18 protein-coding genes are annotated in these 23,477 nt (G+C 61.4%); 11 read left to right on the top strand and 7 right to left on the bottom strand.

What is annotated here, in order from left to right; genetic code table 11:
• Positions 1-2: 2 nt before the first annotated feature.
• Positions 3-2,057, bottom strand: a complete 2,055-nt coding sequence (locus HX818_RS06480; protein WP_008437939.1) for a S9 family peptidase — start codon at positions 2,055-2,057, stop codon at positions 3-5.
• A gap of 21 nt (positions 2,058-2,078) precedes the next feature.
• On the opposite strand from HX818_RS06480, the gene HX818_RS06475 reads away from it, so the two are divergent.
• From HX818_RS06475 to HX818_RS06465, 3 genes are read left to right on the top strand one after another with little or no spacing between them, the layout of a single operon-like run.
• Positions 2,079-2,627, top strand: a complete 549-nt coding sequence (locus HX818_RS06475) for a hypothetical protein (protein WP_003210682.1) — start codon at positions 2,079-2,081, stop codon at positions 2,625-2,627.
• 30 nt (positions 2,628-2,657) lie between these two features.
• Positions 2,658-3,434, top strand: a complete 777-nt coding sequence (locus HX818_RS06470) for a class II glutamine amidotransferase (protein WP_003210683.1) — start codon at positions 2,658-2,660, stop codon at positions 3,432-3,434.
• Between the two features lie 11 nt (positions 3,435-3,445).
• Entirely contained in the window at positions 3,446-3,988 is a 543-nt protein-coding gene (locus HX818_RS06465) for a DUF2937 family protein (protein WP_003210684.1), read from the top strand.
• Between the two features lie 110 nt (positions 3,989-4,098).
• Here HX818_RS06465 and HX818_RS06460 read toward each other — a convergent pair whose 3' ends face one another.
• Positions 4,099-5,037, bottom strand: coding sequence for a LysR family transcriptional regulator (locus tag HX818_RS06460; protein WP_177019673.1), 939 nt, complete (start codon positions 5,035-5,037; stop codon positions 4,099-4,101).
• A gap of 176 nt (positions 5,038-5,213) precedes the next feature.
• Between HX818_RS06460 and HX818_RS06455 the strand changes: the two genes are divergently transcribed.
• From HX818_RS06455 to HX818_RS06445, 3 genes are read left to right on the top strand one after another with little or no spacing between them, the layout of a single operon-like run.
• Positions 5,214-5,957 (top strand): 5-oxoprolinase subunit PxpA, encoded by a 744-nt coding sequence (locus tag HX818_RS06455; RefSeq protein WP_102368327.1) that lies wholly within the window; start codon positions 5,214-5,216, stop codon positions 5,955-5,957.
• Positions 5,954-6,658, top strand: coding sequence for a 5-oxoprolinase subunit PxpB (gene pxpB / locus HX818_RS06450; RefSeq protein ID WP_003210687.1), 705 nt, complete (start codon positions 5,954-5,956; stop codon positions 6,656-6,658). The genes HX818_RS06455 and pxpB overlap by 4 nt, the downstream gene beginning before the upstream one ends.
• A complete protein-coding gene (locus HX818_RS06445) occupies positions 6,655-7,578 on the top strand; it encodes a biotin-dependent carboxyltransferase family protein (protein ID WP_177019672.1) in 924 nt (307 codons plus the stop codon). Before pxpB ends, HX818_RS06445 begins: the two co-directional genes overlap by 4 nt.
• Positions 7,579-7,714: 136 nt before the next feature.
• Here HX818_RS06445 and HX818_RS06440 read toward each other — a convergent pair whose 3' ends face one another.
• The 3 genes from HX818_RS06440 to HX818_RS06430 all read right to left on the bottom strand — a co-directional run bounded on the left by HX818_RS06440 (position 7,715) and on the right by HX818_RS06430 (position 10,969).
• On the bottom strand, positions 7,715-8,893 hold the full coding sequence (locus tag HX818_RS06440) for a VWA domain-containing protein (protein ID WP_003210689.1): 1,179 nt from the start codon (positions 8,891-8,893) through the stop codon (positions 7,715-7,717).
• An 11-nt stretch (positions 8,894-8,904) separates the two neighbouring features.
• Complete coding sequence (locus HX818_RS06435; RefSeq protein WP_003210690.1) at positions 8,905-9,750, bottom strand: MoxR family ATPase; 846 nt, start codon at positions 9,748-9,750, stop codon at positions 8,905-8,907.
• Positions 9,751-9,892: 142 nt separating this feature from the next.
• The gene (locus tag HX818_RS06430) at positions 9,893-10,969 is read right to left on the bottom strand and encodes a DUF748 domain-containing protein (protein ID WP_008437961.1); all 1,077 of its coding nucleotides are present in this window, start codon (positions 10,967-10,969) and stop codon (positions 9,893-9,895) included.
• A 123-nt stretch (positions 10,970-11,092) separates the two neighbouring features.
• On the opposite strand from HX818_RS06430, the gene cysK reads away from it, so the two are divergent.
• The 3 genes from cysK (at position 11,093) to HX818_RS06415 (ending at position 14,469) form a co-directional block, all read left to right on the top strand.
• The gene (cysK, locus tag HX818_RS06425) at positions 11,093-12,067 is read left to right on the top strand and encodes a cysteine synthase A (protein ID WP_177019671.1); all 975 of its coding nucleotides are present in this window, start codon (positions 11,093-11,095) and stop codon (positions 12,065-12,067) included.
• Between the two features lie 186 nt (positions 12,068-12,253).
• Positions 12,254-13,192, top strand: coding sequence for an aspartyl/asparaginyl beta-hydroxylase domain-containing protein (locus HX818_RS06420; RefSeq protein ID WP_003210693.1), 939 nt, complete (start codon positions 12,254-12,256; stop codon positions 13,190-13,192).
• A gap of 416 nt (positions 13,193-13,608) precedes the next feature.
• The gene (locus tag HX818_RS06415) at positions 13,609-14,469 is read left to right on the top strand and encodes a DMT family transporter (RefSeq protein WP_177019670.1); all 861 of its coding nucleotides are present in this window, start codon (positions 13,609-13,611) and stop codon (positions 14,467-14,469) included.
• Positions 14,470-14,500: 31 nt separating this feature from the next.
• On the opposite strand, the gene HX818_RS06410 is transcribed toward HX818_RS06415, so the two are convergent.
• On the bottom strand, positions 14,501-15,397 hold the full coding sequence (locus HX818_RS06410) for a DMT family transporter (RefSeq protein WP_003210695.1): 897 nt from the start codon (positions 15,395-15,397) through the stop codon (positions 14,501-14,503).
• 72 nt (positions 15,398-15,469) lie between these two features.
• Entirely contained in the window at positions 15,470-17,080 is a 1,611-nt protein-coding gene (locus tag HX818_RS06405) for a methyl-accepting chemotaxis protein (protein ID WP_371315697.1), read from the bottom strand.
• Between the two features lie 426 nt (positions 17,081-17,506).
• Between HX818_RS06405 and aceK the strand changes: the two genes are divergently transcribed.
• A complete protein-coding gene (aceK, locus tag HX818_RS06400) occupies positions 17,507-19,228 on the top strand; it encodes a bifunctional isocitrate dehydrogenase kinase/phosphatase (protein ID WP_102368332.1) in 1,722 nt (573 codons plus the stop codon).
• A gap of 70 nt (positions 19,229-19,298) precedes the next feature.
• The gene (gene hrpA, locus HX818_RS06395) at positions 19,299-23,210 is read left to right on the top strand and encodes an ATP-dependent RNA helicase HrpA (RefSeq protein ID WP_177019668.1); all 3,912 of its coding nucleotides are present in this window, start codon (positions 19,299-19,301) and stop codon (positions 23,208-23,210) included.
• The last annotated feature ends 267 nt before the right edge of the window (positions 23,211-23,477 follow it).

Raw genomic sequence — 23,477 nt, 5'->3', positions numbered from 1 at the left:
CCTTAAATCAGCCCCAGCGCCTTGAAAACAAATGCATATTCGAGTGCTACGTCACGTAATCCCTGGTAACGCCCACTCATGCCGCCGTGGCCGGCGCCCAGCTCGGTCTTGAGCAGCAACAGGTTGTCGTCGGTCCTGGTGTCGCGCAGCTTGGCCACCCACTTCGCCGCTTCCCAATACTGTACGCGGCTGTCGTTGTAGCCGGCGATCACCAGCGTGGCCGGATAGGCCTGGGCGCTGACGTTTTCGTACGGTGCGTACGCCTTGATCCGCTCATACACCTCGGGCTCCTGCGGGTTGCCCCATTCGTCGTACTCGGTGATGGTCAGCGGCAACTCGGGGTCGAGCATGGTGTTGAGCACATCGACGAACGGCACTTCGGCAATCGCCGCCTGGAACAGCTCCGGGCGTTGATTGAGCACCGCGCCGATCAACAGGCCGCCGGCGCTGCCGCCGCTGATGGCCAGTTGCTTGGAGGTGGTCAGGCCCTGGGCGATCAAGTGTTCGGCGCAGGCGATAAAGTCGCTGAAGGTGTTTTGCTTGTGCTCCTGCTTGCCGCCGCGATACCAGGCCTCACCCAGTTCGCCGCCGCCGCGTACATGGGCAATGGCGAAGGCCACGCCACGGTCCAGCAGGCTCAGGCGGGCGTGGGAGAACCACGGGTCGAGGCTGTGGCCGTAGGCGCCGTAGCCGTACAGATACAGGGGCGTCGGCTTACCCAACTGGTCGCGTCGGACGACAAGACTGATCGGCACCTGAGTGCCATCGGCCGACGTTGCCCACAGGCGTTGGCTGACGTAGTCGTCGGCGTTGAACACGCCCAGCACCGGGGTTTCCTTGAGCACTTGTTGTGCGCCGCCGGCCAGTTCCAGCTGACGAACCTGGGCCGGGCGGTTCAGCGCCTCATAGCGCAGACGGATCTTGTCGCTGGCAAATTCCAGGCTGTTTTGCACATAGAGGCTGTAGGCCGCGTCCGGTAACTCCACGCGATAAGCGGCTTGCCCCTGTGGGTGCACTTCGATGATCGGCAGGCCGCCGATCCGCAGGCTCAGGGTCATGGCCCGGGCATTGAGGCTTACGCCATCGAGCATTACCGCGTCGTCGTGGGGGATCAGGTTCAGCCAGTCGTCCTGGGTCGGCACACTGCCGGTGTCGGCCGCCTGGAACAGCGCAAAGTTGATGCCGTCGCGGTTGCTGCGGATAAACCAGGTCCACTGGTCGTCCAGCTTGCCGTGGTCGACGTCATATTCATGGCCTTCGACCCGTGGCGCCATGCAGGTAAACGCCTGCTGCGGCTTTTCGGCGTCCAGGGCCCAGATCTCGCTGGTGGTCTTGCTGCCCAGGGCCAGCAGCAACTGACGCTCGGAGCTGGAGCGGTAGCAGTGCAGGAAGAAACGTCCGTCAGGCTCGTGGAACACTTCTTCGGCGGCAGTGCCGTCCAGGCGATAGCGGTACAGCTTGTGCGGGCGATGGGTGTCGTCCAGTTCGGTGAAGAACAGGGTCAGGCTGTCGTTGGCCCAGGTCATGCTGCCATCGCAGTCTTCAAACTCCAGTTCGCTGACCTTGCCGGTGGCCAATTCCTTCACGTAGAGGGTGTAGATCTCTTCGCCGCTGGTATCCAGGCTGTAGGCCAGGCGCTGGTGGTCCGGGCTGATGCTGAAGGCGCCGAGGGAGAAAAAGCCGCCATTGGCCAGTACGTTCGGATCCAGCAGCAGCTCTTCCGCGCTTTCGTCGACCTGTTGGCTGTCGTCCGCCGGGCGCGGGCAGCGGTAGTGGCGGGCGTATTCGTCGCCGGCGGTGGTGCGGGTGTAATACAGGTACGGGCCCCAGGGCGAGGGCAGGGACAGGTCGGTTTCGAGAATGCGGCCCTTGATCTCCTCGAACAGGGTCTCGCGCAGCGCCTGCTGGTCGGACAATTGTGCTTCTTGCCAGGCATTTTCCGCCTTGAGGTAATCGAGCACCTCGGCGCTGTCACGCGCTTGCAGCCAGGCATACGGGTCGGTGCCTGGGGCCTTGCGGGCGATCGGGGCGGCAGTGATGTGGGTCGATGGGGGCATGGATCACTCTCTGTCTGGCGGTTGGCCGACGGCATTGCAGCCTCGGCACTGAAAAGCCGTTATCATAGCGGCCTGTTTGCCTACCTTGCCATGGACACCATGACCGAGAACGACTATCTGATCGCTTGGGGCCTCTACGCCTTCGCAGCCCTGGGTTGCCTGTTGGTGTGGTTTGCCATGACCCGCTGGATGTGGCGCTGGCTGCGCGAGCCGCTGCGGTTGCTGGTGGCGGTGCTGCTGTTCAGCCCGACCATCGTCGACCCGGTGAAGACCCAGTTCGCCCCGGCCGTGGCCATCACCGCCCTGGACCTGGTGCTCAAGGTCGGCAACAACGCCTGGCGGGCGATTTCCGATCTGTTCATGTATTGCATGATCGCGTTCGGCGTGTACCTGGTGTTCGTGCTGATCCGCTGGCCCATCGAGCGTGCCGCCAGGGTTCGTCGTGAGCAGAAGGCCGCCGCTGCGGCAGCCGCTGCCGCCGAGCCGGAGGATGACGACGAACCCTTCGCCGATGAGCGTTACGGTCGCCCGGCACCTGTCAGCGGTATGCGGGTCGAACCGCGCCTTTAACGTTGTACGCCCTGTATCGAGAAGCCTGGCATGTGTGAATTATTGGGCATGAGTGCCAACGTACCGACCGATATCGTCTTCAGCTTCACCGGGCTGATGCAGCGCGGCGGACGTACCGGGCCCCACCGCGACGGTTGGGGCATCGCCTTCTACGAGGGCCGTGGCCTGCGGTTGTTCCAGGACCCGGCGGCCAGCAGCGAATCGGAAGTCGCGCTGCTGGTGCAGCGTTATCCCATCAAGAGTGAAGTGGTGATTGGCCATATCCGCCAGGCCAATGTGGGCAAGGTGTGCCTGTCCAATACCCATCCGTTCGTCCGTGAACTGTGGGGCCGCAACTGGTGCTTTGCCCATAACGGTCAACTGGCGGACTTCAACCCCCGCGCCACGTTCTACCGCCCGGTGGGCGATACCGACAGCGAAGCGGCGTTCTGCGATTTGCTCAACCGAGTCCGTGAAGCGTTCCCGGAACCGGTGGACATCGAACAGGTGCTGCCGGACCTGATCGCCGCCTGCAGCGAATACCGCAGCAAGGGCGTGTTCAACTGCCTGCTCAGCGACGGTGACTGGCTGTTCTGCTATTGCTCGACCAAACTGGCACAGATCACCCGGCGTGCGCCATTTGGCCCTGCACGGTTGAAAGATGTCGACGTGATCGTCGATTTTCAGGCCGAAACCACTCCCAATGACGTGGTGACGGTAATTGCCACCGAACCCCTGACCGAAAACGAGACCTGGACCCGCTACGAACCGGGCCAGTGGAGCCTGTGGCGACGCGGCGAATGTGTCAGCCAAGGTAAAACGGAATAAGGACGTCGAATATGTTGCTCAGCTATTTGCGACTGGTGTTGTTTGCCGTGGGTCTGTTGGTCGGTGTGCAGGTGCCGGGGTTTATCAGCGACTACGCCAAGCGCGTCGAAGCCCACTTGATCGAAGCCCAGACCGGCTTGCGCGGCTTCGATGCCACGGCGCAACAGTTCTTCAACGGTGACTTGCAGGCGCTGGTGGCCCATTACCGTGCCAGTGACGACCCGGTGTTTCGCAGCGATGCCAACAGCCTGGGCACCTTGCTCGACCGCCAGGTAGCGCTGGATAAGCAGTTCCAGGCGATGCAGGGCCCGTGGTACATCCGCGCGCTGCAAGTGGCGGTGGCCGCCGACCCGGCGATTCGCCAGGAAACCTGGAACGGCTACAGCTACATGCTGTTGCTGACCCCGGAAGCCATGGGCTGGGGCCTGGGCGGGGCGATGTTGTTGTCGTTCGGCATCGAGTGCCTGTTCCGCCTGATCGACTGGGTGGTGTTGGGCGGCAAGCGCCTGCGCCAGAGCCGACCGATTGAAGAGCGGGACCTCAAGGGGCTTTAAAGGCTGACGCGGTCAAATTGTGGGAGCGGGCTTGCTCGCGAATGCGGTGCGTCAGTGACATATTGGGTGGCTGGCACACCGCATTCGCGAGCAAGCCCGCTCCCACAGTTTTAAATCGGTTCCTTCAGTGGCATGGGTTTGCTCAACACCATCAAGTCCTCGCCCACCTTCTGCGCATACTGCTGCACCACGCTCTGGCACAGCGCCACAATCTCCTCCACCAACTCCACGCCCACTCGCCACGACACCACCACCTGCAGGTTCGGTGGCCGTTGTTCCATGGGCAGCATGGTCAATTCACCTCGTGCCAGCTCTTCACTGACCAATACGGGCGGGAACGCACCAACCCCGAACCCGTCCCGCAGCAGGCGGGTGATCGCTGACACCGAGTTCACACAGTTCATCCGTGGGGCGGATACGCCGTTAGCCTGCATCAGGCTGAGCACGTCCTGGTGCGGACAGGAGTTTTTCGAGTAGGTGATGATGCGCTCCTGGGCCAGTTCGGCGAGGGACGCGTAGTCGCGGTTGTAGATCGAGTGGCTGGCGACGATCCAGCCCATGGGGTGGCTGGCCAGTTCCAGGCTGCGCAAGGTTTCCTGGCGCAGCAGGTCGGTTTGCAGGATCAGGTCGAGAAAGCCTTTTTGCAACTGATCGCTGAGGTTCAGCGCGGTATCGGCGACCAACTCGATTTCTACCCGCGGAAAGTTGTCCGTCAGTTCTGCCACCAGCGCGCTCAGCCAGGTGTGGATCACCGTGTCCATCACTCCGATGCGGATACGCCCGACCTTGCTGCTGGTGGTTTCCAGGGACTGCTTGAGCCCTTGCATGGTCGCCATCATCTGCTCGGCATAATCGAGCACCTTCAAGCCTTCCGGCGTCAGGCTCACACCTCGGGAATCGCGCAGGAACAGCTTCACCCCCAACTCGCTTTCCAGCACGGCGATGCGGCTGGAGATCGAGGCCTGGGTGGTGAACAGCTTCTCTGCCGTGAGGCGAAAGCTCTTGAGCTTGGCCACCCAGACGAAGGTTTCGAGGAACTTCAAATTCATGGGATCAACTTTTCTTATGCATGGATTGTTTTTTATTAGTTGGACGCAGCGTGCCGCAACCGCCAAAAATCGAGCTGTCTCACGATAAGCGTCGTTGGGGCTCGGGACAACATCGTTGCGAGATCTTGGTAAAAGATCCCACACTACAAAAAAATAAAGCCTACAGGAGCCCTACCGTGAGCCGCCTGCTATTGAACTGCGACATCGGCGAAAGCTTTGGCAACTGGACCTTGGGTCTGGACGCCGAAGTCATGCCGTTCATTGATTGCGCCAACGTAGCCTGCGGTTTCCACGCCGGCGACCCGAGCATCATGCGCAAGACCGTCAGCCTGGCCTTCGAGCATGGCGTTCAGGTGGGCGCGCACCCGGCGTACCAGGACCTGCAGGGTTTCGGCCGCCGCTCCATGGCCTACACCCCGCAGGAAATCCAGGACCTGTTGCACTACCAGGTCGGCGCCCTCGACGGTATTTGCCGGGCCCAGGGCGGGCGGGTCAGCTACGTCAAACCCCATGGCGCGATGTACAACGACATGATGGCCAAGCCTGCGCAATTGCGTGCGGTGATCCAGGCCGTGGCGGCCTACGACGCCAGCCTGCCATTGATGCTGATGGCCACCCGCGACAACAGCGCCGCCCAGGCCCTGGGTGACGAATATGGCGTGACCCTGTGGTTCGAAGCCTTTGCCGACCGTGCCTACGACAGCGCCGGCCATCTGGTCTCCCGCCAGTTGCCGGGCGCGGTGCATCATGACCCGGAAAAGATCATCCAGCAGGCCTTGATCATCGCCCGGGGAGAACAGTTGGTCGCCAGTGATGGCAGTCCGTTGCACCTGCAAGCCAATACCTTGTGCGTGCATGGCGATAACACCAGCTCAGTGGCTGCCGTGCAGCGCATCCGCGAGGCGTTGACCCCAGCATGAAGCCACGGATTGAAGTGGTGGCCATCGACTGCCTGATGGTGCGCCTGTTTGAGGTGATCGCCGAAGACAACATGCCCTGGATGCTCGCCGCCACCCGCCGTTTGCGCGAAGGTTTTGGCCCGGCGCTGGTGGACCTGGTGCCGTCCTACACGACCCTGATGGTGCACTACGACCTGCTGGCGCTGGACCCTGGCCAGGCACGGGCGTTGATCGACCAGGCGCTCAAGGAATTGCAGCCCGAACCCAAGGGCAGCGGGCGATGCCATGTGTTGCCGGTCTGGTATGACCTGAGTGTCGGCCCGGAGTTGGCGTTGCTGGCGCAGCGCAGTGGCCTGGCAGTGGAGGAGGTGATTCGCCGTCACAGCCAGCATGAGTACCAGGTATTCGCCTTGGGCTTCGCCCCGGGGTTTGCCTTTATGGGGCTGGTGGATGAACAGCTCGCGACACCGCGGCTCAACACCCCGCGCAAGCGGGTGGCGGCGGGCAGCGTGGGCATCGCCGAGCGGCAGACGGCGGCTTATCCGGTGGTCTCGCCAGGTGGCTGGAACCTGATCGGCCGCACACCGGCCAAGTTGTTTGACCGCGAACGCGACGGCTACAGTCTGATGCAGCCGGGGGACACCGTGCGTTACGAAGCGGTCAGCCATCGCGAATTCATCAACCTGGGTGGCGATGACACACCGTTGGAGGCCCAGGCATGAGCCGCTTGTTGATCGAGGCCAGCACCCCGCTGTGCCTGTTGCAGGACGCTGGACGTTTTGGCGTAAGGCACTTGGGCGTGACCCAGGGCGGCGCGCTGGATTGGGTGTCGATGTCGTGGGCCAATTGGTTGCTGGGCAATGCCCTGGATGCGCCGGTGGTGGAAATCACCTTGGGTGGCTTCACCGTGCAGGCCGAGGCCTATTGCCTGCTGGCGCTGGCCGGGGCGGACTTGGGCGCGTATGTCGACGAGCGCGCGATCAGCCCGGGGCGCAGCTTTATTCTGCAAAAGGGCCAGCGCTTGCGTTTTACCCAGCCTTTCAGCGGTGCGCGGGCTTACCTGGCAGCGCCGGGCGGGTTTGATGCGCCGCAGGTGCTGGGCAGCTGCGCCACGGTGGGACGTGAAGAACTGGGCGGGCTGGATGGCTTTGGCCGGTCACTGGCCGAAGGTGCGCAATTGACCTATTCGGGCGTGGGCGGTGCGATGCAGGTGTTGTCCGCCGGGCAATTGTCGAAGCTGGATTCCAAGGCGCCACTGGAGGTGATCCTCGGGGCGCAGATCGGCCAGTTTGGCGGGCAGAGTCTGTTTGATGTGTTCAACAGCGAGTGGACCCTCGACAGCCGTGCCGACCGCATGGGCATGCGCTTGCTTGGCACGCCGCTGGAGTATCAGGGGCCGTCGCTGATCTCGGAAGGCATCCCGCTGGGGGCGATCCAGGTGCCGCCGGACGGGCAGCCGATTGTGTTGCTCAATGACCGGCAGACCATTGGCGGCTACCCACGATTGGGCGCGTTGACGCCATTGGCGTTGGCGCGGCTGGCGCAGTGCTTGCCGGGGGAGAAGGTGAGGTTGGCGCCGGTGGTGCAGGAAACGGCGCATCGCCAGCAAGTGGAGTATTTGCAGTACCTTGCCAGAAACTAAAGATCGCCGCAGGACAAAATGTGGGAGCGGGCTTGCTCGCGAAGGCGGTGTATCAGCCAATATATTCGGTGACTGACACTGCGCTTTCGCGAGCAAGCCCGCTCCCACATTTGATGGTGGTTGTCTGGGGAACAGGTTACTTCGACAAAAAGCGCATCCCTTCCTCAAGCCCACGCAACGTCAACGGAAACATCTGGTCTTCGATCAAATCCCGGACAATCCCGGTGGACGCCGTATAGCCCCAGGTATCTTTCGGGTACGGATTAATCCAGATCAGCTTCTTGTACTTCTCCATGAACCGCTGCATCCACACATACCCGGGCTCTTCATTCCAGTGCTCGACGCTGCCGCCGGCCTGGGTGATTTCATACGGCGCCATGGCCGCATCGCCGATAAAGATCACTTTGTAGTCGGCACCGTACTTGTGCAGCAAATCCTGGGTCGAGGTGCGTTCCGAGCCCCGGCGCATGTTGTTCTTCCACACCGATTCATAAATGAAGTTGTGGAAGTAGAAATACTCCAGGTGCTTGAACTCGGTCTTGCACGCCGAGAACAACTCTTCGCAAGTCTTCACATGGGCATCCATCGAGCCGCCGATGTCGAACAGCAGCAACAGCTTGATGGTGTTGCGCCGCTCCGGGCGCATCTGGATATTCAGCAGCCCGGCATCGCGGGCCGTATGGTCGATGGTGCCGTCGATGTCGAGCTCTTCCGCCGCACCCTGGCGTGCGAACTTGCGCAGGCGGCGCAGGGCGATCTTGATGTTGCGCGTGCCCAGTTCCACCGAATCATCGAGGTTCTTGTACTCGCGCTGGTCCCAGACCTTGACCGCCTTGCCCTGGCGCTTGCCGGCATCCCCCACGCGAATGCCTTCGGGGTTGAAGCCGCCGGAGCCGAAGGGGCTGGTACCGCCGGTGCCGATCCACTTGTTGCCGCCGGCGTGGCGTTCCTTCTGTTCTTCCAGACGTTTCTTGAATTCTTCGATCAGCTTGTCGAGGCCGCCGAGGGACTGGATCTGTGCGCGCTCTTCGTCGGTCAGCGAGCGTTCGAATTCCTTGCGCAGCCAGTCTTCGGGGATCAGCGCCTGCAGGTGATCATCGAGTTTTTCCAGGCCATTGAAGTAGGCGCCGAAGGCCCGGTCGAACTTGTCGAAATGCCGTTCGTCCTTCACCAGGATCGCCCGGGCCAGGTAGTAGAACTCGTCCATGTCGGCGAAGGTCACGCGCTGTTTCAGCGCGTTGATCAGGTCCAGCAGCTCACGCACCGACACCGGCACCTTGGCTGCACGCATTTCATTGAACAGGTTGAGCAGCATGGCAATCGCCCTTATCGGTTACCGCGACGGCTCATGAACGCCAGGCGTTCCAGCAACTGCACGTCCTGCTCGTTCTTCACCAGGGCACCGGCCAGGGGCGGGATGGCCTTGGTGGGGTCGCGCTCGCGCAGTACCGCTTCGCCGATGTTGTCGGCCATCAGCAGTTTCAGCCAGTCCACCAGTTCGGAGGTGGACGGTTTTTTCTTCAGGCCCGGTACTTTGCGCACGTCAAAGAATACGTCGAGGGCTTCGCTGACCAGGTCTTTCTTGATGTCCGGGTAGTGTACGTCGACGATCTTTTGCAGGGTGGTGCGGTCCGGGAAGGCGATGTAGTGGAAGAAGCAGCGGCGCAGGAACGCGTCCGGCAGCTCTTTTTCGTTGTTGGAGGTAATGATGATGATCGGGCGCTTCTTGGCCTTGATGGTCTCGTCGATTTCGTAGACGTAGAACTCCATCTTGTCGAGTTCTTGCAGCAGGTCGTTGGGGAACTCGATGTCGGCCTTGTCGATTTCGTCGATCAGCAGGATGACCCGCTCCTCGGACTCGAAGGCTTCCCAGAGCTTGCCCTTTTTCAGGTAGTTGCGTACGTCGTGCACCTTGTCCACGCCCAGCTGCGAGTCCCGCAGGCGGCTCACCGCGTCGTACTCGTACAGGCCCTGGTGCGCCTTGGTGGTGGACTTGATGTGCCAGGTGATCAGCTTGGCGCCAAAGGATTCGGCCAGTTGCTCGGCGAGCATGGTCTTGCCGGTGCCCGGTTCGCCCTTGACCAGCAGTGGCCGCTCCAATGTGATGGCGGCGTTGACGGCCAGTTTCAGGTCATCGGTGGCAACGTAGGCCTGGGTGCCTTCGAACTTCATCTATCAATCCTCGAACGTGACGCCGAACGGTGCAGGACCGAAGCGGGCGAGTAATCAGCTTGGCCCGACTATACCGCGCAGCCCCGGCGACTGTGAACGCAGACGGGCTATTCAGTCTCTGAATGGGCAGTCACGTTGAAGATCAATCTGTCGAGGGCTTGGGTTGTTCATAGCGGGCGTTGAAGGCCTGGACAAAACCATTGCGCAAAATCTGCAAAAACGCCTGGAACGCGCTGATATCTTGCTGGTGCACGTTGCCGCTGAGCTCCACGCGGGTGGCGAACTGGTTTTTCTGCTGGTTCTTCAGCACGGTTTCGCTGACGCCAACCACCGCCTCCCAGATCGACCGAAAGATGCCCTTGTCCTTGTTCTCGACATCCTGCTGCCAGTTGAACACTTCGACATTGCGCAGCAAAGGCTTGATGTAGCCGGTCAACTGGCCTTTTTCGGCCTGGGCTTCAACCACCAGGTCGCCGTTGCCGGCATTGAAGTCGAACTTGCCGTAGGCCGAGGCGAAGTCATTCATGCGCTTGAGTTCGATATCCCGGGCCCGGAAGCGGAATTCGAAGTTTTCGAAATTGCTCAAGGGGTCGAACGTGGCGGTGGCTTCCAGCGGTGCCTGGCCCAGGAACAGCGCCTTGCCGTCGAAGCGCGCGTCGCGCTGGCCTTTGACATCCACCACGTTGGTCAGGTTGTAGAAGCTGGCGTTGACCTGGGTCGCGTACATATTGACCGGCGGTTTCGAACTGAAGTTATGGAACGCGATCTTGCCGTCGTTGATGCGCACCTCATTGAGGGTGATCGGCAACAGTTTGCTCAGTTGGGCCCGCCAGTCGGTGCCCTGACCGGTCTGGGACGCCTGTTTGTTGGTGCCGCCGTCGACGAAGTTCAGCTCCGGCTTGATGAACTGTGCCTCGGCCACCACCGCGTGGTCGTACCACAGCGAATGCCAGCTGACCGACAGGTCGATCACCGGCGCCTTGACGAACGGTACCGGCACCTTGCCGTCGACCTTGACGATCTGCAGGCCGTTGATCCGATAGGCGCCGCGCCACAGTGCGAGGTCGACATCGGTGACCTGGCCGCGGTAATCGCCCATGTCGGCGAGTTTGTCATTCAGGTAATTGCGCACCAGATAGGGCAGGGCGATATCCAGGACGACCAGCAGTACCACGACCCCGACGAGGGTCCAGAGCGGCCAACTGTAGCGACGTTTCATAGGAAAATTCTCCATCCGTGTAGGCGATTGACTGCTGGCGCCGCCGGACGTTCGCTTGACTGGACGCCTTGCAGCACGAGGCATACCCTTGGGGCCTTCCTGAAATTGCCTTAAGGACCCGTCATGAGCCGCATTTTTGCAGACAACGCGCACTCCATCGGTAACACGCCCCTGGTTCAGATCAACCGTATCGCGCCGCGTGGCGTGACTATCCTGGCCAAGATCGAAGGGCGTAACCCGGGGTATTCGGTGAAGTGCCGGATTGGCGCAAACATGATCTGGGATGCCGAAGGCAGCGGCAAACTCAAGCCGGGCATGACCATTGTCGAGCCGACTTCCGGCAACACCGGGATCGGCCTGGCATTTGTCGCCGCCGCCCGTGGTTACAAGCTGTTGCTGACCATGCCCGCCTCCATGAGCATCGAGCGCCGCAAGGTGCTCAAGGCCCTCGGCGCAGAACTGGTGTTGACCGAGCCGGCCAAGGGCATGAAGGGCGCGATTGAAAAAGCCGGCGAAATCCTTGCCAGCGACCCGGCCAAGTACTTTATGCCGGCCCAGTTCGAAAACCCGGCCAACCCGGCGATCCACGAGAAAACCACCGGTCCGGAAATCTGGAATGACACTGATGGCGCGGTGGACGTGCTGGTAGCGGGCGTGGGCACTGGCGGCACCATCACCGGGGTGTCGCGCTATATCAAGAACATCCAGGGCAAGCCGATCCTGTCGGTGGCGGTGGAGCCGATCAGTTCGCCGGTGATTACCCAGGCGCTGGCCGGTGAAGAGATCAAGCCCAGCCCCCACAAGATCCAGGGTATCGGCGCCGGTTTTGTGCCGAAGAACCTCGACCTGTCGATGGTCGACCGGGTCGAACTGGTCAGCGACGAAGAATCCAAGGCCATGGCGTTGCGCCTGATGCAGGAGGAGGGGATTCTGTGTGGTATCTCCTGCGGCGCGGCGATGGCCGTGGCGGTGCGCCTGGCGCAGAAGCCGGAAATGCAGGGCAAGACCATCGTCGTGGTGCTGCCGGACTCCGGTGAACGCTACCTGTCGAGCATGCTGTTCGCCGATTTGTTCACCGATCAGGAAAACCAGGCTTGATTCAAATCAGCGCGATGGTGTGGCCCTTATGCATAATTGGCCCGTTATCGCGCACCGCTAGATGCTGATTGTTGGAGTGCGCGGGTTTTTCCCGAGGCCCGGAGTGTTTATCATGGCCGGCTGCTACGTCTGGTTTCCCCGTAACGGGAGGCTAATGGCCAGACGCCTATTTCCAGGAGTTGCTGCATGACCTTTTCTTTGGCCGCCAAACTGTCGGTGTTGCTGCTGTTTATCGGCAGCACGCTGTATGTGCATTTGCGTGGCAAGGCCCGTTTGCCGATGTTGCGTCAGTTCGTCAACCATTCAGCGCTGTTCGCCCCGTACAACGCCTTGATGTACATCTTCTCCGCCGTGCCGTCCAAGCCGTACCTGGACCGCAGCAAGTTCCCGGAGCTGGACGTGCTCAAGGACAACTGGGAAGTGATTCGCGAAGAGGCCATGCACCTGTTCGACGAGGGCTACATCCGCGCCGCGGAGAAGAACAACGACGCCGGTTTCGGCTCGTTCTTCAAGAAGGGCTGGAAGCGTTTCTACCTCAAGTGGTACGACAAACCGTTGCCGTCGGCTGAACTGCTGTGCCCGAAAACCGTGGCCCTGGTCAGCAGCATTCCCAACGTCAAGGGCGCGATGTTCGCCCTGTTGCCAGGTGGCAGCCACCTCAACCCGCATCGCGACCCGTTTGCCGGTTCGCTGCGTTATCACCTGGGGCTGTCCACGCCGAACTCCGACGACTGCCGTATTTTCGTCGACGGCCAGGTGTACGCCTGGCGCGACGGTGAAGATGTAATGTTCGACGAGACCTACGTGCACTGGGTGAAGAACGAAACCGAGCACACCCGGGTGATCCTGTTCTGCGACATCGAACGCCCGCTGAGCAACCGCCTGATGACCCGCATCAACCGTTGGGTCAGCGCGCAACTGGGGCGCGCCACCGCGCCGCAGAACCTGGATGACGAACGCGTTGGCGGGATCAACCAGGCGTATGCCTGGAGCAAGCGCTTCAGCGACAGCTTCAGTGGCGTGGTCAAGCAGTGGAAGCGCAAGCATCCGAAGGCTTATCGCATCCTGCGGCCAGTGCTGGCGGTGGTGGTGCTGACGGCGCTGGGGTATTGGTTGTTTGGTTAAGGCTTTTGCTGGCACGAAAAAACCGCTCCGATGAGCGGTTTTTTTATGCGCTGGATTTGTGCGGGCGAAGTTATTGCAAAGCATGTCCCCAGCTGGTTATAGTCGGCCGCAGGTGTTTCCAGACACCTTGTTCATCCCTTCATAAAAGATCAGCACATGCCAGCTTCCCTGCGCATAGCGGTAGTCGATTCAGCGGTCAACGCTGCGGTCGTGCCGTGCGGGAGCCAGCAGCCTGCGCAGATCAGTCACTACCCCCCACCTGTCAGTAGCACGCCGGTGTACGCAGTCGTATCACCGCCGGGTGTTGGCATTTCGGGCTGATCAGCTGATGGCTGTTCCCCTGTGCCCGCCTGAAAAAACCTACTGAATTTCAGCTGTTGCTGAGTTGGCTTTTTGCCTGATCACAGGTGGTATCCATGTCTGTTCTTTCGAAACAATCCGTGGCCGCGGCGGCCTCGACGAGCCTGTTTGTCTTGCTGTGGAGCAGCGGGGCGATTTTCTCCAAATGGGGCCTGGCCCACGCTTCACCCTTTGCGTTTCTGCTGATCCGTTTCGCCATCGCCCTGGCGGGGTTGGTGATACTGGTACCGATCCTCAAGCTGAAGTTGCCGCGTCCCGGCAAGCCGATGCTTTACGCGGCGGCTACCGGGCTGGTGCTGTTGGGGGCCTACCAGATTTTCTATCTGCTGGCCCTGGACCTCAAAGTCACGCCCGGCATGATGGCAACCATCATGGGCGTGCAGCCGATCCTGACCGTGGTGTTGATGGAGCGCCGGCGCTCCTGGAGCCGGATGTTCGGCCTCGGGCTGGGATTGGCGGGGTTGATCATGGTGGTGTACCAGGGCATCGGGATGTCCGGCATGTCCCTGGCAGGCATGCTTTTTGGCCTGTTGGCCCTGGCCAGCATGACCTTTGGTTCGATCATGCAGAAGCGCATCACCGATAACCCGTTGGGCACGCTGCCTGTGCAATACCTGGCCGGCTTGCTGTTGTGCTCGGTGTTTGTGCCGTTCCAGCCGTTCCACTTTGAACACAACACCGGCTTTTTCGTGCCGGTGCTGTGGATGGGGCTGGTGGTGTCATTGCTGGCGACGCTGTTGCTGTACCGGCTGATTGCCCGGGGCAACCTGGTGAATGTCACCAGCTTGTTCTACCTGGTGCCCGCGGTGACGGCGGTGATGGACTACCTGATCTTCGGCAACAAGCTGGCAATGTTGAGCTTGCTGGGGATGGGCTTGATCATCGTCGGATTGGCTTTTGTGTTCCGTAAGAGCTGATAAAACCAACGCTGTAGGAGCCAAAAAGCTCCTACAGCTTGCGGGCCAATTTCCCCGGCCGAAGCACCAGCCACAACGCCCCCGCAATCAACAACCCGCCATACAGATGCGCCATGGACAACGGCTCATCCAGCAGCAACGCGCCCCACAACACCCCGAATGGCGGAATCATGAAGGTCACGGTCATCGACTTCACCGGGCCGATGGACGTCAGCAAGCGGAAGTACAGGATGTAGGCAAACGCCGTGCATACCAGCCCCAACCCCAGCAGCGACAACCATACAGGCCAGCCACCCCAACTGACCGGTGGATGGCTGATGGCACTCCAGGCAAACAGCGGCAGCAGGAACAGCGTGGCCCCGAGCATGCTGCCCAGGGCCGCCAGGCGACTGTCCAGCCCGCCCTGTTGATCGAGCCAGCGGCGTGCCAAAAAGCCGGCAAAGCCATAGCAGGTGGTCGCCAACAGGCATGCCAGCGCACCCATCAACAATTCCATGTCGAAGGCCACCGGCCCGGCGCGGGTCAGGATGCCAACGCCGAACAGGCCCAGGCATACCCCGGCGATTTTCGACGGCGTGAGGCGCTCACTGAAGAACAACCCGCCAATCAGCACGCCCATCAGTGGCGTCGTGGCATTGAAGATCGCCGAGTAACCGGCCGGCAGCACTTGGGCCGCCACTGAATACATGGTCGCGGGAATGCCCGAGTTGATCACCCCGAGCAACAGGACTGTCTTGAACTTGCCCTGGAAATCCCAACTCACCCTCATCATGGCGAGGATCACCAGCAGGCCGGTGGCGGCAATCGACACCCGGAAAAACGCGGTAGGAAGGGTGCCGATTTCCGGCGCGATAATTCGCATGAACAAAAAACTCGCGCCCCAGATAGCGGCCAGCACCAACAGGTGCAGGGTGTCGACAGGTCTCACGGAGGAACTCCAGTTTGATAAGGGCGGAAGTGTTGCCCACCGACCTGTCTGACACAATCGCTAATACATGTTTTACAGCACGAAACGCGTCACCAAGCCATTGAGGTCCACCGCCAGCCGCGACAGTTCCTGGCTGGCCGCCGAGGTCTGGGTGGCACCGGCGGCGGTTTGCGTCGACAGGTCCCGGATGTTCACCAGGCTGCGGTCCACCTCACGAGCCACCAACGCTTGCTGCTCGGCGGCGCTGGCGATCACCAGGTTGCGCTGGCTGATCTGTGAGATTGCCGCCGTGATTTTCTCCAGTGCACTGCCGGCGCTGTTGGCTCGCTGCAAGGTCTGGCCGGCGTGTTCGGCGCTGCTGTTCAGGGCGCCGACGGTGTCCTGGGTACCTTGCTGGATACCGTTGATCATCTGCTCGATTTCTTCGGTGGAGTCCTGGGTGCGTTGTGCCAGGGAGCGCACTTCGTCAGCCACCACGGCAAAACCACGACCGGCCTCGCCCGCGCGGGCCGCCTCAATCGCCGCGTTGAGTGCCAGCAGGTTGGTCTGCCCGGCAATCCCGCGAATCACTTCAAGCACCTTGCTGATGTCCTGGGCCTGCGCCGCCAGGCCCTCGGCCTTGGTCGAGGCACCGAGGACTTCGTCCACCAGGTTCTGGATCGAGCTGATGGTTTCGCTGATCTGGTAGTGACCGTGCTTGCTGTCTTCGTCGGAGGCCTTGGAGGCTTCGGCGCTGGAAACCGCATTGCCCGCCACTTCATCGACTGCCGCGCTCATCTGCGTCACGGCGGTGGCAGCCTGTTCGATCTCGTCGTTCTGCGCTTGCAGGCCGCGGGTGCTCTGCTCCATTACCGAACTCATCTCTTCCGCCGCCGAGGCCAACTGCTGCGACGATTCGCTGATGCCACGGATGGTTTCCTGCAGGTTGGCCTGCATGGTGGCCAGCGCGGTGAGCAGTTGCGCCGGCTCATCCTTGCCCTCCACGACGATCGGCCGGCTCAGATCGCCGGAGGCGATGGTGCGGGCCACTGTCAGTGCCTGGCCAATGGGCGCGGTGATACTGCGGGTCAGCAGCCAGGCCAGCAGCAAAGTTGCCATCAGGGCGGTGACGATGATGGTGCCGACCACCCATTGGGCGCTGGTGTACATCTGCGCCGCCGATGTTGCGGCGTCTTCCACACCTTTTTGGTTGAAGGTGATCATGTCTTCCAGGCTTTTGTTGAGGACCATGCCTTGGGGGGCGAGGCGGCTGTTGAGCAGGTCCATGGCGTTTTGCTGCTGGTCCTGGTCGACCAGTTGAATCATCTGGCCGACGATCGTCATATAGCTCGCAACGTTGGCTTTCAACTGTTTGAGCAGGTCGCGTTCCTGCTCGTTGCTCAGCAGGGTTTCGTGACGGTTCAGCAGTTCTTCAAGGTCGCCACGCTGGCGGGTGATCAGATTTTTGCTGTTGTCACGCACCCGGGACTCATCGGTGGTGAGCAAGCGCAACGCTTCCAGACGGATGCTGGCGACGCAGGCGGCGCTGTCGTGAATGTTTTCAATACTCGGCATCCACGACTCTTCGATGATCAGTGCGCTTTCCCGCAGCTTGGCCATCTGGCCTAAACCAAACAGGCCGACCACGATCAACAGGCTGGCCAAAACCCCAAAACTCAGACTGGCGCGCAGGCCGATCCCCATATTCCTCAATGACATCTCAATGCTCCTTTGGCGGTTAGAACCTGTTCCCGGATCGGTCTTCTGACCTTGTTAGGTGGGAGAGGGCGCGCTATATAGCAAAGTGCCACTAGCTAGGGTAGTCAGGGTTTCCCTTACGTTGGATCCAATGGTCGAGAAGCCACCAGTACCGGAGCAGTAGAGCAAAGACTCTTATTTACCCCGGCTCGCACAGGCAGGCCACGTCACACAAGGCCTGTAGATGAAACGTTTAATGCGGGGAGGGTGACGCGCGGGTTTTTTGTTGACCGATTAGTCGAATTAAATAAAGAGTAAATAAATGTACGAAATGAACAATCTTGTACAAGTCTGAATGAAAAATGATCCTTCTCCTGTTCCCGCACACTGGCTAAGCTCAGCTCACTCCAAATGCCCGCAGAGGTTTCCCGAATGCCGCAGCCAACGCCCGCCCTCGACATTGCGCAGATGATCCTCGACGGCTTCGACGACTACCGCGAGCACTTCCGCCAGATCACCGACGGCGCCCGGGAGCGCTTTGAAAAGGCGCAGTGGCAGCAAGGGCAGGCGGCATCGGCTGCGCGCATCAATCTTTACGAAGAGAAGGTCAGCGAAGTCACGGCGCGGCTGCGGGCGGCTTTCGATGAAGCCGTGTTGCTCGACATTGCCGACTGGCCGCTGGTGAAAAGTGCCTACATCAGCCTGATCGACCTGCGGTTTGACGATGAGCTGTCCGAGACCTGGTACAACTCGACGTTTTGCGGCCTGTTCAGCCATGACCTGATCAGCGATGGCTGCATGTTCATCCACACCACCCGGCCCAGCCTGCGCCGCGCCCGGGCGGCGCAAACCCGCACCTACAAGCCGGGCGGCAAGCTGGCGGGCATGCTGGAGCAGATTTTCGCCGACTACAGTTTCAGCGAACCCTACGCCGACTTGCCCGCCGACCTGCGCCGCCTGGAGGCGCAATTGCGCGAAAACCTGCCGGACTGGGTGTGCAAGGACCCGGACCTCAACGTCGAACTATTCTCCTCGGTGCTGTACCGCAACAAAGGCGCGTACCTCGTCGGGCGCATCTACACCCGCGACGAACAGTGGCCGCTGGTGATCCCGCTGCTGCATCGGGAAGGGCGCGGCATCCAGATCGACGCGCTGATCACCGACGAGGCCGATGTGTCGATCATCTTCTCGTTCACCCGCTCCTATTTCATGGTGGACGTGCCGGTGCCGGCGGAGTTTATCGGCTTCCTCAAGCGCATCCTGCCGGGCAAGCACATCGCCGAGTTGTACACCTCCATCGGCTTCTACAAACACGGCAAATCCGAATTCTACCGGGCGCTGATCAACCACCTTGCCACCACCGATGACCAGTTCATCATGGCGCCGGGCGTGCGCGGCATGGTCATGAGCGTGTTTACCCTGCCGGGCTTCAATACCGTGTTCAAGATCATCAAGGACCGGTTTTCACCGTCGAAAAACGTCAACCGCGCCACCGTGATCGAGAAGTACCGGTTGGTGAAAAGTGTCGACCGGGTAGGGCGTATGGCCGACACCCAGGAGTTCGCCGACTTCCGTTTTCCGTTGAGCAAATTCGAGCCTGAATGCCTGGCCGAACTGCTTGAAGTCGCCGCCGGTACCGTCGAAGTCGAAGGCGATACGGTACTGATCCGCCACTGCTGGACCGAGCGGCGCATGACCCCGCTCAACCTCTACCTGGAAAACGCCAACGAAGCCCAGGTGCGCGAAGCCCTGGAAGACTACGGCCTGGCGATCAAGCAACTGGCGGCGGCGAATATTTTCCCGGGCGACATGCTGCTGAAGAATTTTGGCGTCACCCGCCACGGTCGCGTGGTGTTCTACGACTATGACGAAATCTGTTTCCTGACCGAGGCCAACTTCCGCCACATTCCGGCGCCGCGTACCCCGGAAGATGAAATGGCCTCCGAGCCCTGGTATTCCATCGGTCCGCTGGACGTGTTCCCCGAGGAGTTTCCGCCATTCCTGTTTGCTGATTCCGGCCAGCGCCGCCTGTTCGACGAACTGCACGGCGAGTTGTACAACGCCGACTACTGGAAAGGCCTGCAAGAGGCGATTCGCGCCGGCAAGGTAATCGATGTGTTTCCTTACCGGCGCAAGGGCCTGGACAATGAATGAGGGGAGCGCGCGGCGGCGCTTTTCTGCGACAATCCGCCCCCTGCCTATATAGACGACCTTTGCTTACCTGATGACTGACCAAGCGCCCGCTATCGACCAACTGCTGAAAAACCTCGATCACGCCATGCTCGCCGACCGCCACCGCCTGCGGCGGCAGCTGCTTGAGCTGCGCAAGAAACCCGATGAGGAAAAACTTGCGCAGTGGGTGACGCGGATGCAGGCCTCCTGCGCCCAGGTGACGGCGCGGCGCGCCAGCCTGCCGGTGATTCGCTATGACGACAGCCTGCCGATCGCCGCCAAGCGTGACGAGATCAAGGAAGCGTTGCTCAAGCATCAGGTGCTGATCATTGCCGGTGAGACCGGTTCGGGTAAAACCACCCAGTTGCCGAAAATCTGCCTGGAAATCGGCCGCGGCCAATACGGCCTGATCGGCCACACCCAGCCGCGGCGGATTGCGGCGCGCAGCGTGGCGAGCCGGGTCGCGGAAGAGTTGGCGACGCCGCTGGGTTCCCTGGTGGGTTATCAGGTGCGGTTTGAAGACCAGAGTGATTCCAACACCCTGATCAAGCTGATGACCGACGGTATCCTGCTGGCCGAAACCCAGAACGACCGCTACCTCGAACGCTACGACACGATCATCGTCGACGAAGCCCACGAACGCAGCCTGAACATCGACTTCCTGCTGGGTTATCTGAAAACCCTGCTGCCGCGTCGCCCGGACCTCAAGGTCATCATCACCTCGGCCACCATCGACCTGGAGCGCTTTTCCAAGCACTTCGACGATGCGCCGATTGTCGAGGTGTCGGGCCGCACCTTCCCGGTGGAGACCTGGTACCGCCCGCTGACCCTGGAGCAGGACGAGGAGGGCAACCGCGTCGAGGACGACCTGACCGTCGACCAGGCGATTCTCGCCACCCTCGATGAGATCGCCGCCTTCGAGCGCAGCGAGCGCAAGAGCCCCGGCGATGTGCTGGTGTTCCTGCCCGGCGAGCGCGAGATTCGCGACGCCGCCGACATGCTGCGCAAGGCCCAGCTCAAGCACACTGAAATCCTGCCGCTGTATGCGCGCCTGTCGCCGGCGGAGCAGCAGCGGATCTTCCTGTCGCACCCAGGCCGGCGTGTGGTGCTGGCGACCAACGTCGCGGAAACCTCGCTGACCGTGCCAGGCATTCGTTATGTGATCGACAGTGGCACCGCGCGCATCAGCCGCTACAGCTACCGGGCCAAGGTGCAGCGACTGCCGATCGAGGCGATTTCCCAGGCCAGTGCCAACCAGCGTAAAGGCCGGTGCGGTCGGGTCGAACCCGGTATCTGCGTGCGCTTGTACAGCGAAGAGGATTTTATCGGGCGCCCGGAATTTACCGACCCCGAGATTCTTCGCACAAACCTCGCGGCCGTAATCCTGCAGATGCTGCACCTGCGCCTGGGCGAGATCACCGATTTCCCGTTTATCGAGCCGCCGGACGGCAAGGCCATCAGCGACGGTTTCAACCTGCTGCAAGAGTTGTCCGCCGTTGACCGCAACAGCCAGCTGACACCGATGGGCCGCCAGTTGGCGCGTCTGCCGGTGGACCCACGCATGGGCCGCATGTTGCTGGAGGCGGCCAAGCTTGGCAGCTTGCAGGAAGTGCTGATCGTCGCCAGCGCCATGTCGATCCAGGACCCGCGCGAGCGTCCGCCGGAGCGCCAGCAAGCCGCCGACCAGGCTCACGCACAATGGAAGGACGCGGATTCGGACTTCGCCGGGTTGGTGAACCTGTGGCGTGGTTTTGAAGAGCAGCGCCAGGAATTGACCGCCAGCCCGCTGCGCAATTGGTGCCGCAAGAATTTCCTGAACTATCTGCGCCTGCGGGAGTGGCGTGACTCCCACCGCCAGTTGAGCCTGATCTGTCGCGACATGCAGTTGACCGTCAATAAAGAACCGGCCGACTTCCCCAAACTGCACAAGGCGGTGCTGTCCGGCCTGCTCAGCCAGATTGGCCAGAAGACCGAAGAGGGCGATTACCTCGGCGCGCGTCAGCGGCGTTTCTGGATTCACCCGTCGTCGGGTATTGGCAAGAAGCGTCCGCAATGGCTGATGACCGCCGAGCTGGTGGAAACCACCAAGCTGTACGCGCGGATGGTGGCCAAGATCGACGCCGACTGGATCGAGCCGTTGGCCGGGCACCTGATCAAGAAAAACCACTTCGAACCCCATTGGGAAAAGAAGCGCGGCCAGGTGGTGGCGTTTGAGCAGATCACCCTGTTCGGGTTGATCATCGTCGGGCGCCGGCCGGTGCATTACGGGCCGATTGATCCGGTGACGTCTCGCGAGCTGTTTATCCGCGAAGGCCTGGTGCGCGGCGAGATCCAGTCCCGGGCCCGCTGCCTGACGGCCAACCAGCAATTGCTGGAGCAGCTCGACGAACTGGAAGCCAAGGCTCGCCGGCGCGACATCCTGGCGGACGAAGAAACCCTGTACGCCTTCTACGACGCGCGCCTGCCGGCGGAGATTCACCAGACCGCGACCTTCGACAGTTGGTACAAGGTCAACAGCCAGAAAGACCCGCAACTGTTGATCATGCGCGAAGAAGACGTACTGGCCCGCGAGGCCAGCGAAGTCACCGCCGCCCATTACCCCGACACCTTGCACCTGGGCGACCTGGCGCTGGCCTTGAGTTATCACTTCGAACCCAACCATCCACGGGACGGTGTGACCCTGCGCGTACCGGCGCCGTTGTTGCCGGCGTTGCCGCCCGAGCGCCTGGAATGGCTGGTGCCGGGTGTGATCGAGGCCAAGTGCATTGCCCTGGTGCGCAACTTGCCCAAGGCCCTGCGCAAGAACTTCGTGCCGGTGCCGGATTTCGTCAAGGCGGCGTTGCAACGTATCGAGTTCGGCCAGGGCTCGTTGCCTCAGGCCTTGGGGCGCGAGCTGCTGCGCATGACCGGGGCACGGGTCAGCGATGAGGCCTGGGCCGAGGCTGCGCAGCAGGTGGAGAGCCACCTGAAGATGAACCTGGAAGTGGTCGACGGCCAGGGCAAGTTCCTCGGTGAGGGCCGCGACCTGGCCGAGTTGACCGCGCGTTTCGCCGAGGCCAGCCAAGCTGCGTTGGCGGTGCCGCAGACTGCGAAGAGCCAGCAGCCGGTGGAGGCCAAGGTGTTCGCGGCGGTGGCCGAGAAAACCCAGCAAAACATTGCCGGGCTGTCGATGACGGTGTATCCGGCCTTGGTCGAAGAAAACGGCACGGTCAAGGAAGGGCGTTTCTCTACCGCTGCCGAGGCTGAGTTCCAGCATCGTCGAGCCTTGCAGCGCCTGCTGCTGCAACAACTGGCCGAGCCGGCAAAGTTCCTGCGGGGCAAATTGCCGGGCCTGACCGAGTTGGGGTTGATGTACCGCGAGCTGGGGCGTATCGAAGCCCTGGTGGAAGACATTCTGTTGGCCAGCCTCGACAGTTGCGTGCTGGAAGGCGAAGCCAGCCTGCCGCGGGACGGCGCCGGCCTGGCCGCCCTGGCCGAGCGCAAGCGTGGCAGTTGGACCGAGCACGCCGAGCGCCAGGCGCGCCTGACCCTCGAAATTTTGAAACTGTGGCATGGCCTGCAAAAACGCTTCAAGGGCAAGATTGACCTGGCCCAGGCGGTGGCGCTGAATGATATCAAGCAGCAACTGAGCAATCTGGTGTATCCCGGTTTCGTACGGGAAACCCCGGCGCAATGGTTCAAGGAACTGCCGCGCTTCCTCAAGGCCATCGAGCTGCGCCTGGAGAAACTGCCAAGCCAGGTGCAGAAGGACCGGGTCTGGAGTACCGAGTTGGGCGGCTTGTGGAGCCAGTATCAGAACCGCCTGAACAAACACGCCCAGGAAGGCAAGCGCGACCCTCAGCTGGAGCTGTATCGCTGGTGGCTGGAGGAATACCGGGTATCGCTGTTTGCCCAGCAGTTGGGCACCAAGGTACCGATTTCCGACAAGCGCCTGAGCAAGCAATGGAGCCTGGTCGAAGCGTGACCGACGTGCGGCAAGCAACGGTGGCGAGCGAGCTTGCTCGCGCTGGGCTGCGAAGCAGCCCCATAAGGTCTCTCTGAAACACCCGGGTCACTTTATTGGGGCCGCTTCGCGACCCAGCGCGAGCAAGCTCGCTCGCCATAGGGAAGGTGTTTGCGCGGGATAGGCGCCAAGTGTCCGATGTTGTGGCAAACTTCGCGGTTATAAATGCCGGGATCGTCGAGTTGGGCTGGTGCAGCCGTGGCGCGATGGAATAAAGCGTTTCCAGTT

The sequence above is a fragment of the Pseudomonas sp. F9001 genome, assembly GCF_013385435.1.
In the GTDB taxonomy this organism is placed as follows: Bacteria; Pseudomonadota; Gammaproteobacteria; order Pseudomonadales; family Pseudomonadaceae; genus Aquipseudomonas.
This window is presented reverse-complemented; position numbering and strand designations above follow the sequence as displayed.

Excerpts from the sequence above, each read along its gene's own strand:
- HX818_RS06480 (WP_008437939.1), bottom strand. The coding sequence starts at position 2,057 with ATGCCCCCATCGACCCACATCACTGCCGCCCCGATCGCCCGCAAGGCC.
- HX818_RS06470 (WP_003210683.1), top strand. The coding sequence starts at position 2,658 with ATGTGTGAATTATTGGGCATGAGTGCCAACGTACCGACCGATATCGTC.
- HX818_RS06465 (WP_003210684.1), top strand. The coding sequence starts at position 3,446 with ATGTTGCTCAGCTATTTGCGACTGGTGTTGTTTGCCGTGGGTCTGTTG.
- HX818_RS06460 (WP_177019673.1), bottom strand. The coding sequence starts at position 5,037 with ATGAATTTGAAGTTCCTCGAAACCTTCGTCTGGGTGGCCAAGCTCAAG.
- pxpB (WP_003210687.1), top strand. The coding sequence starts at position 5,954 with ATGAAGCCACGGATTGAAGTGGTGGCCATCGACTGCCTGATGGTGCGC.
- HX818_RS06445 (WP_177019672.1), top strand. The coding sequence starts at position 6,655 with ATGAGCCGCTTGTTGATCGAGGCCAGCACCCCGCTGTGCCTGTTGCAG.
- HX818_RS06440 (WP_003210689.1), bottom strand. The coding sequence starts at position 8,893 with ATGCTGCTCAACCTGTTCAATGAAATGCGTGCAGCCAAGGTGCCGGTG.
- HX818_RS06435 (WP_003210690.1), bottom strand. The coding sequence starts at position 9,750 with ATGAAGTTCGAAGGCACCCAGGCCTACGTTGCCACCGATGACCTGAAA.
- HX818_RS06430 (WP_008437961.1), bottom strand. The coding sequence starts at position 10,969 with ATGAAACGTCGCTACAGTTGGCCGCTCTGGACCCTCGTCGGGGTCGTG.
- cysK (WP_177019671.1), top strand. The coding sequence starts at position 11,093 with ATGAGCCGCATTTTTGCAGACAACGCGCACTCCATCGGTAACACGCCC.
- HX818_RS06420 (WP_003210693.1), top strand. The coding sequence starts at position 12,254 with ATGACCTTTTCTTTGGCCGCCAAACTGTCGGTGTTGCTGCTGTTTATC.
- HX818_RS06415 (WP_177019670.1), top strand. The coding sequence starts at position 13,609 with ATGTCTGTTCTTTCGAAACAATCCGTGGCCGCGGCGGCCTCGACGAGC.
- HX818_RS06405 (WP_371315697.1), bottom strand. The coding sequence starts at position 17,080 with ATGGGGATCGGCCTGCGCGCCAGTCTGAGTTTTGGGGTTTTGGCCAGC.
- aceK (WP_102368332.1), top strand. The coding sequence starts at position 17,507 with ATGCCGCAGCCAACGCCCGCCCTCGACATTGCGCAGATGATCCTCGAC.
- hrpA (WP_177019668.1), top strand. The coding sequence starts at position 19,299 with ATGACTGACCAAGCGCCCGCTATCGACCAACTGCTGAAAAACCTCGAT.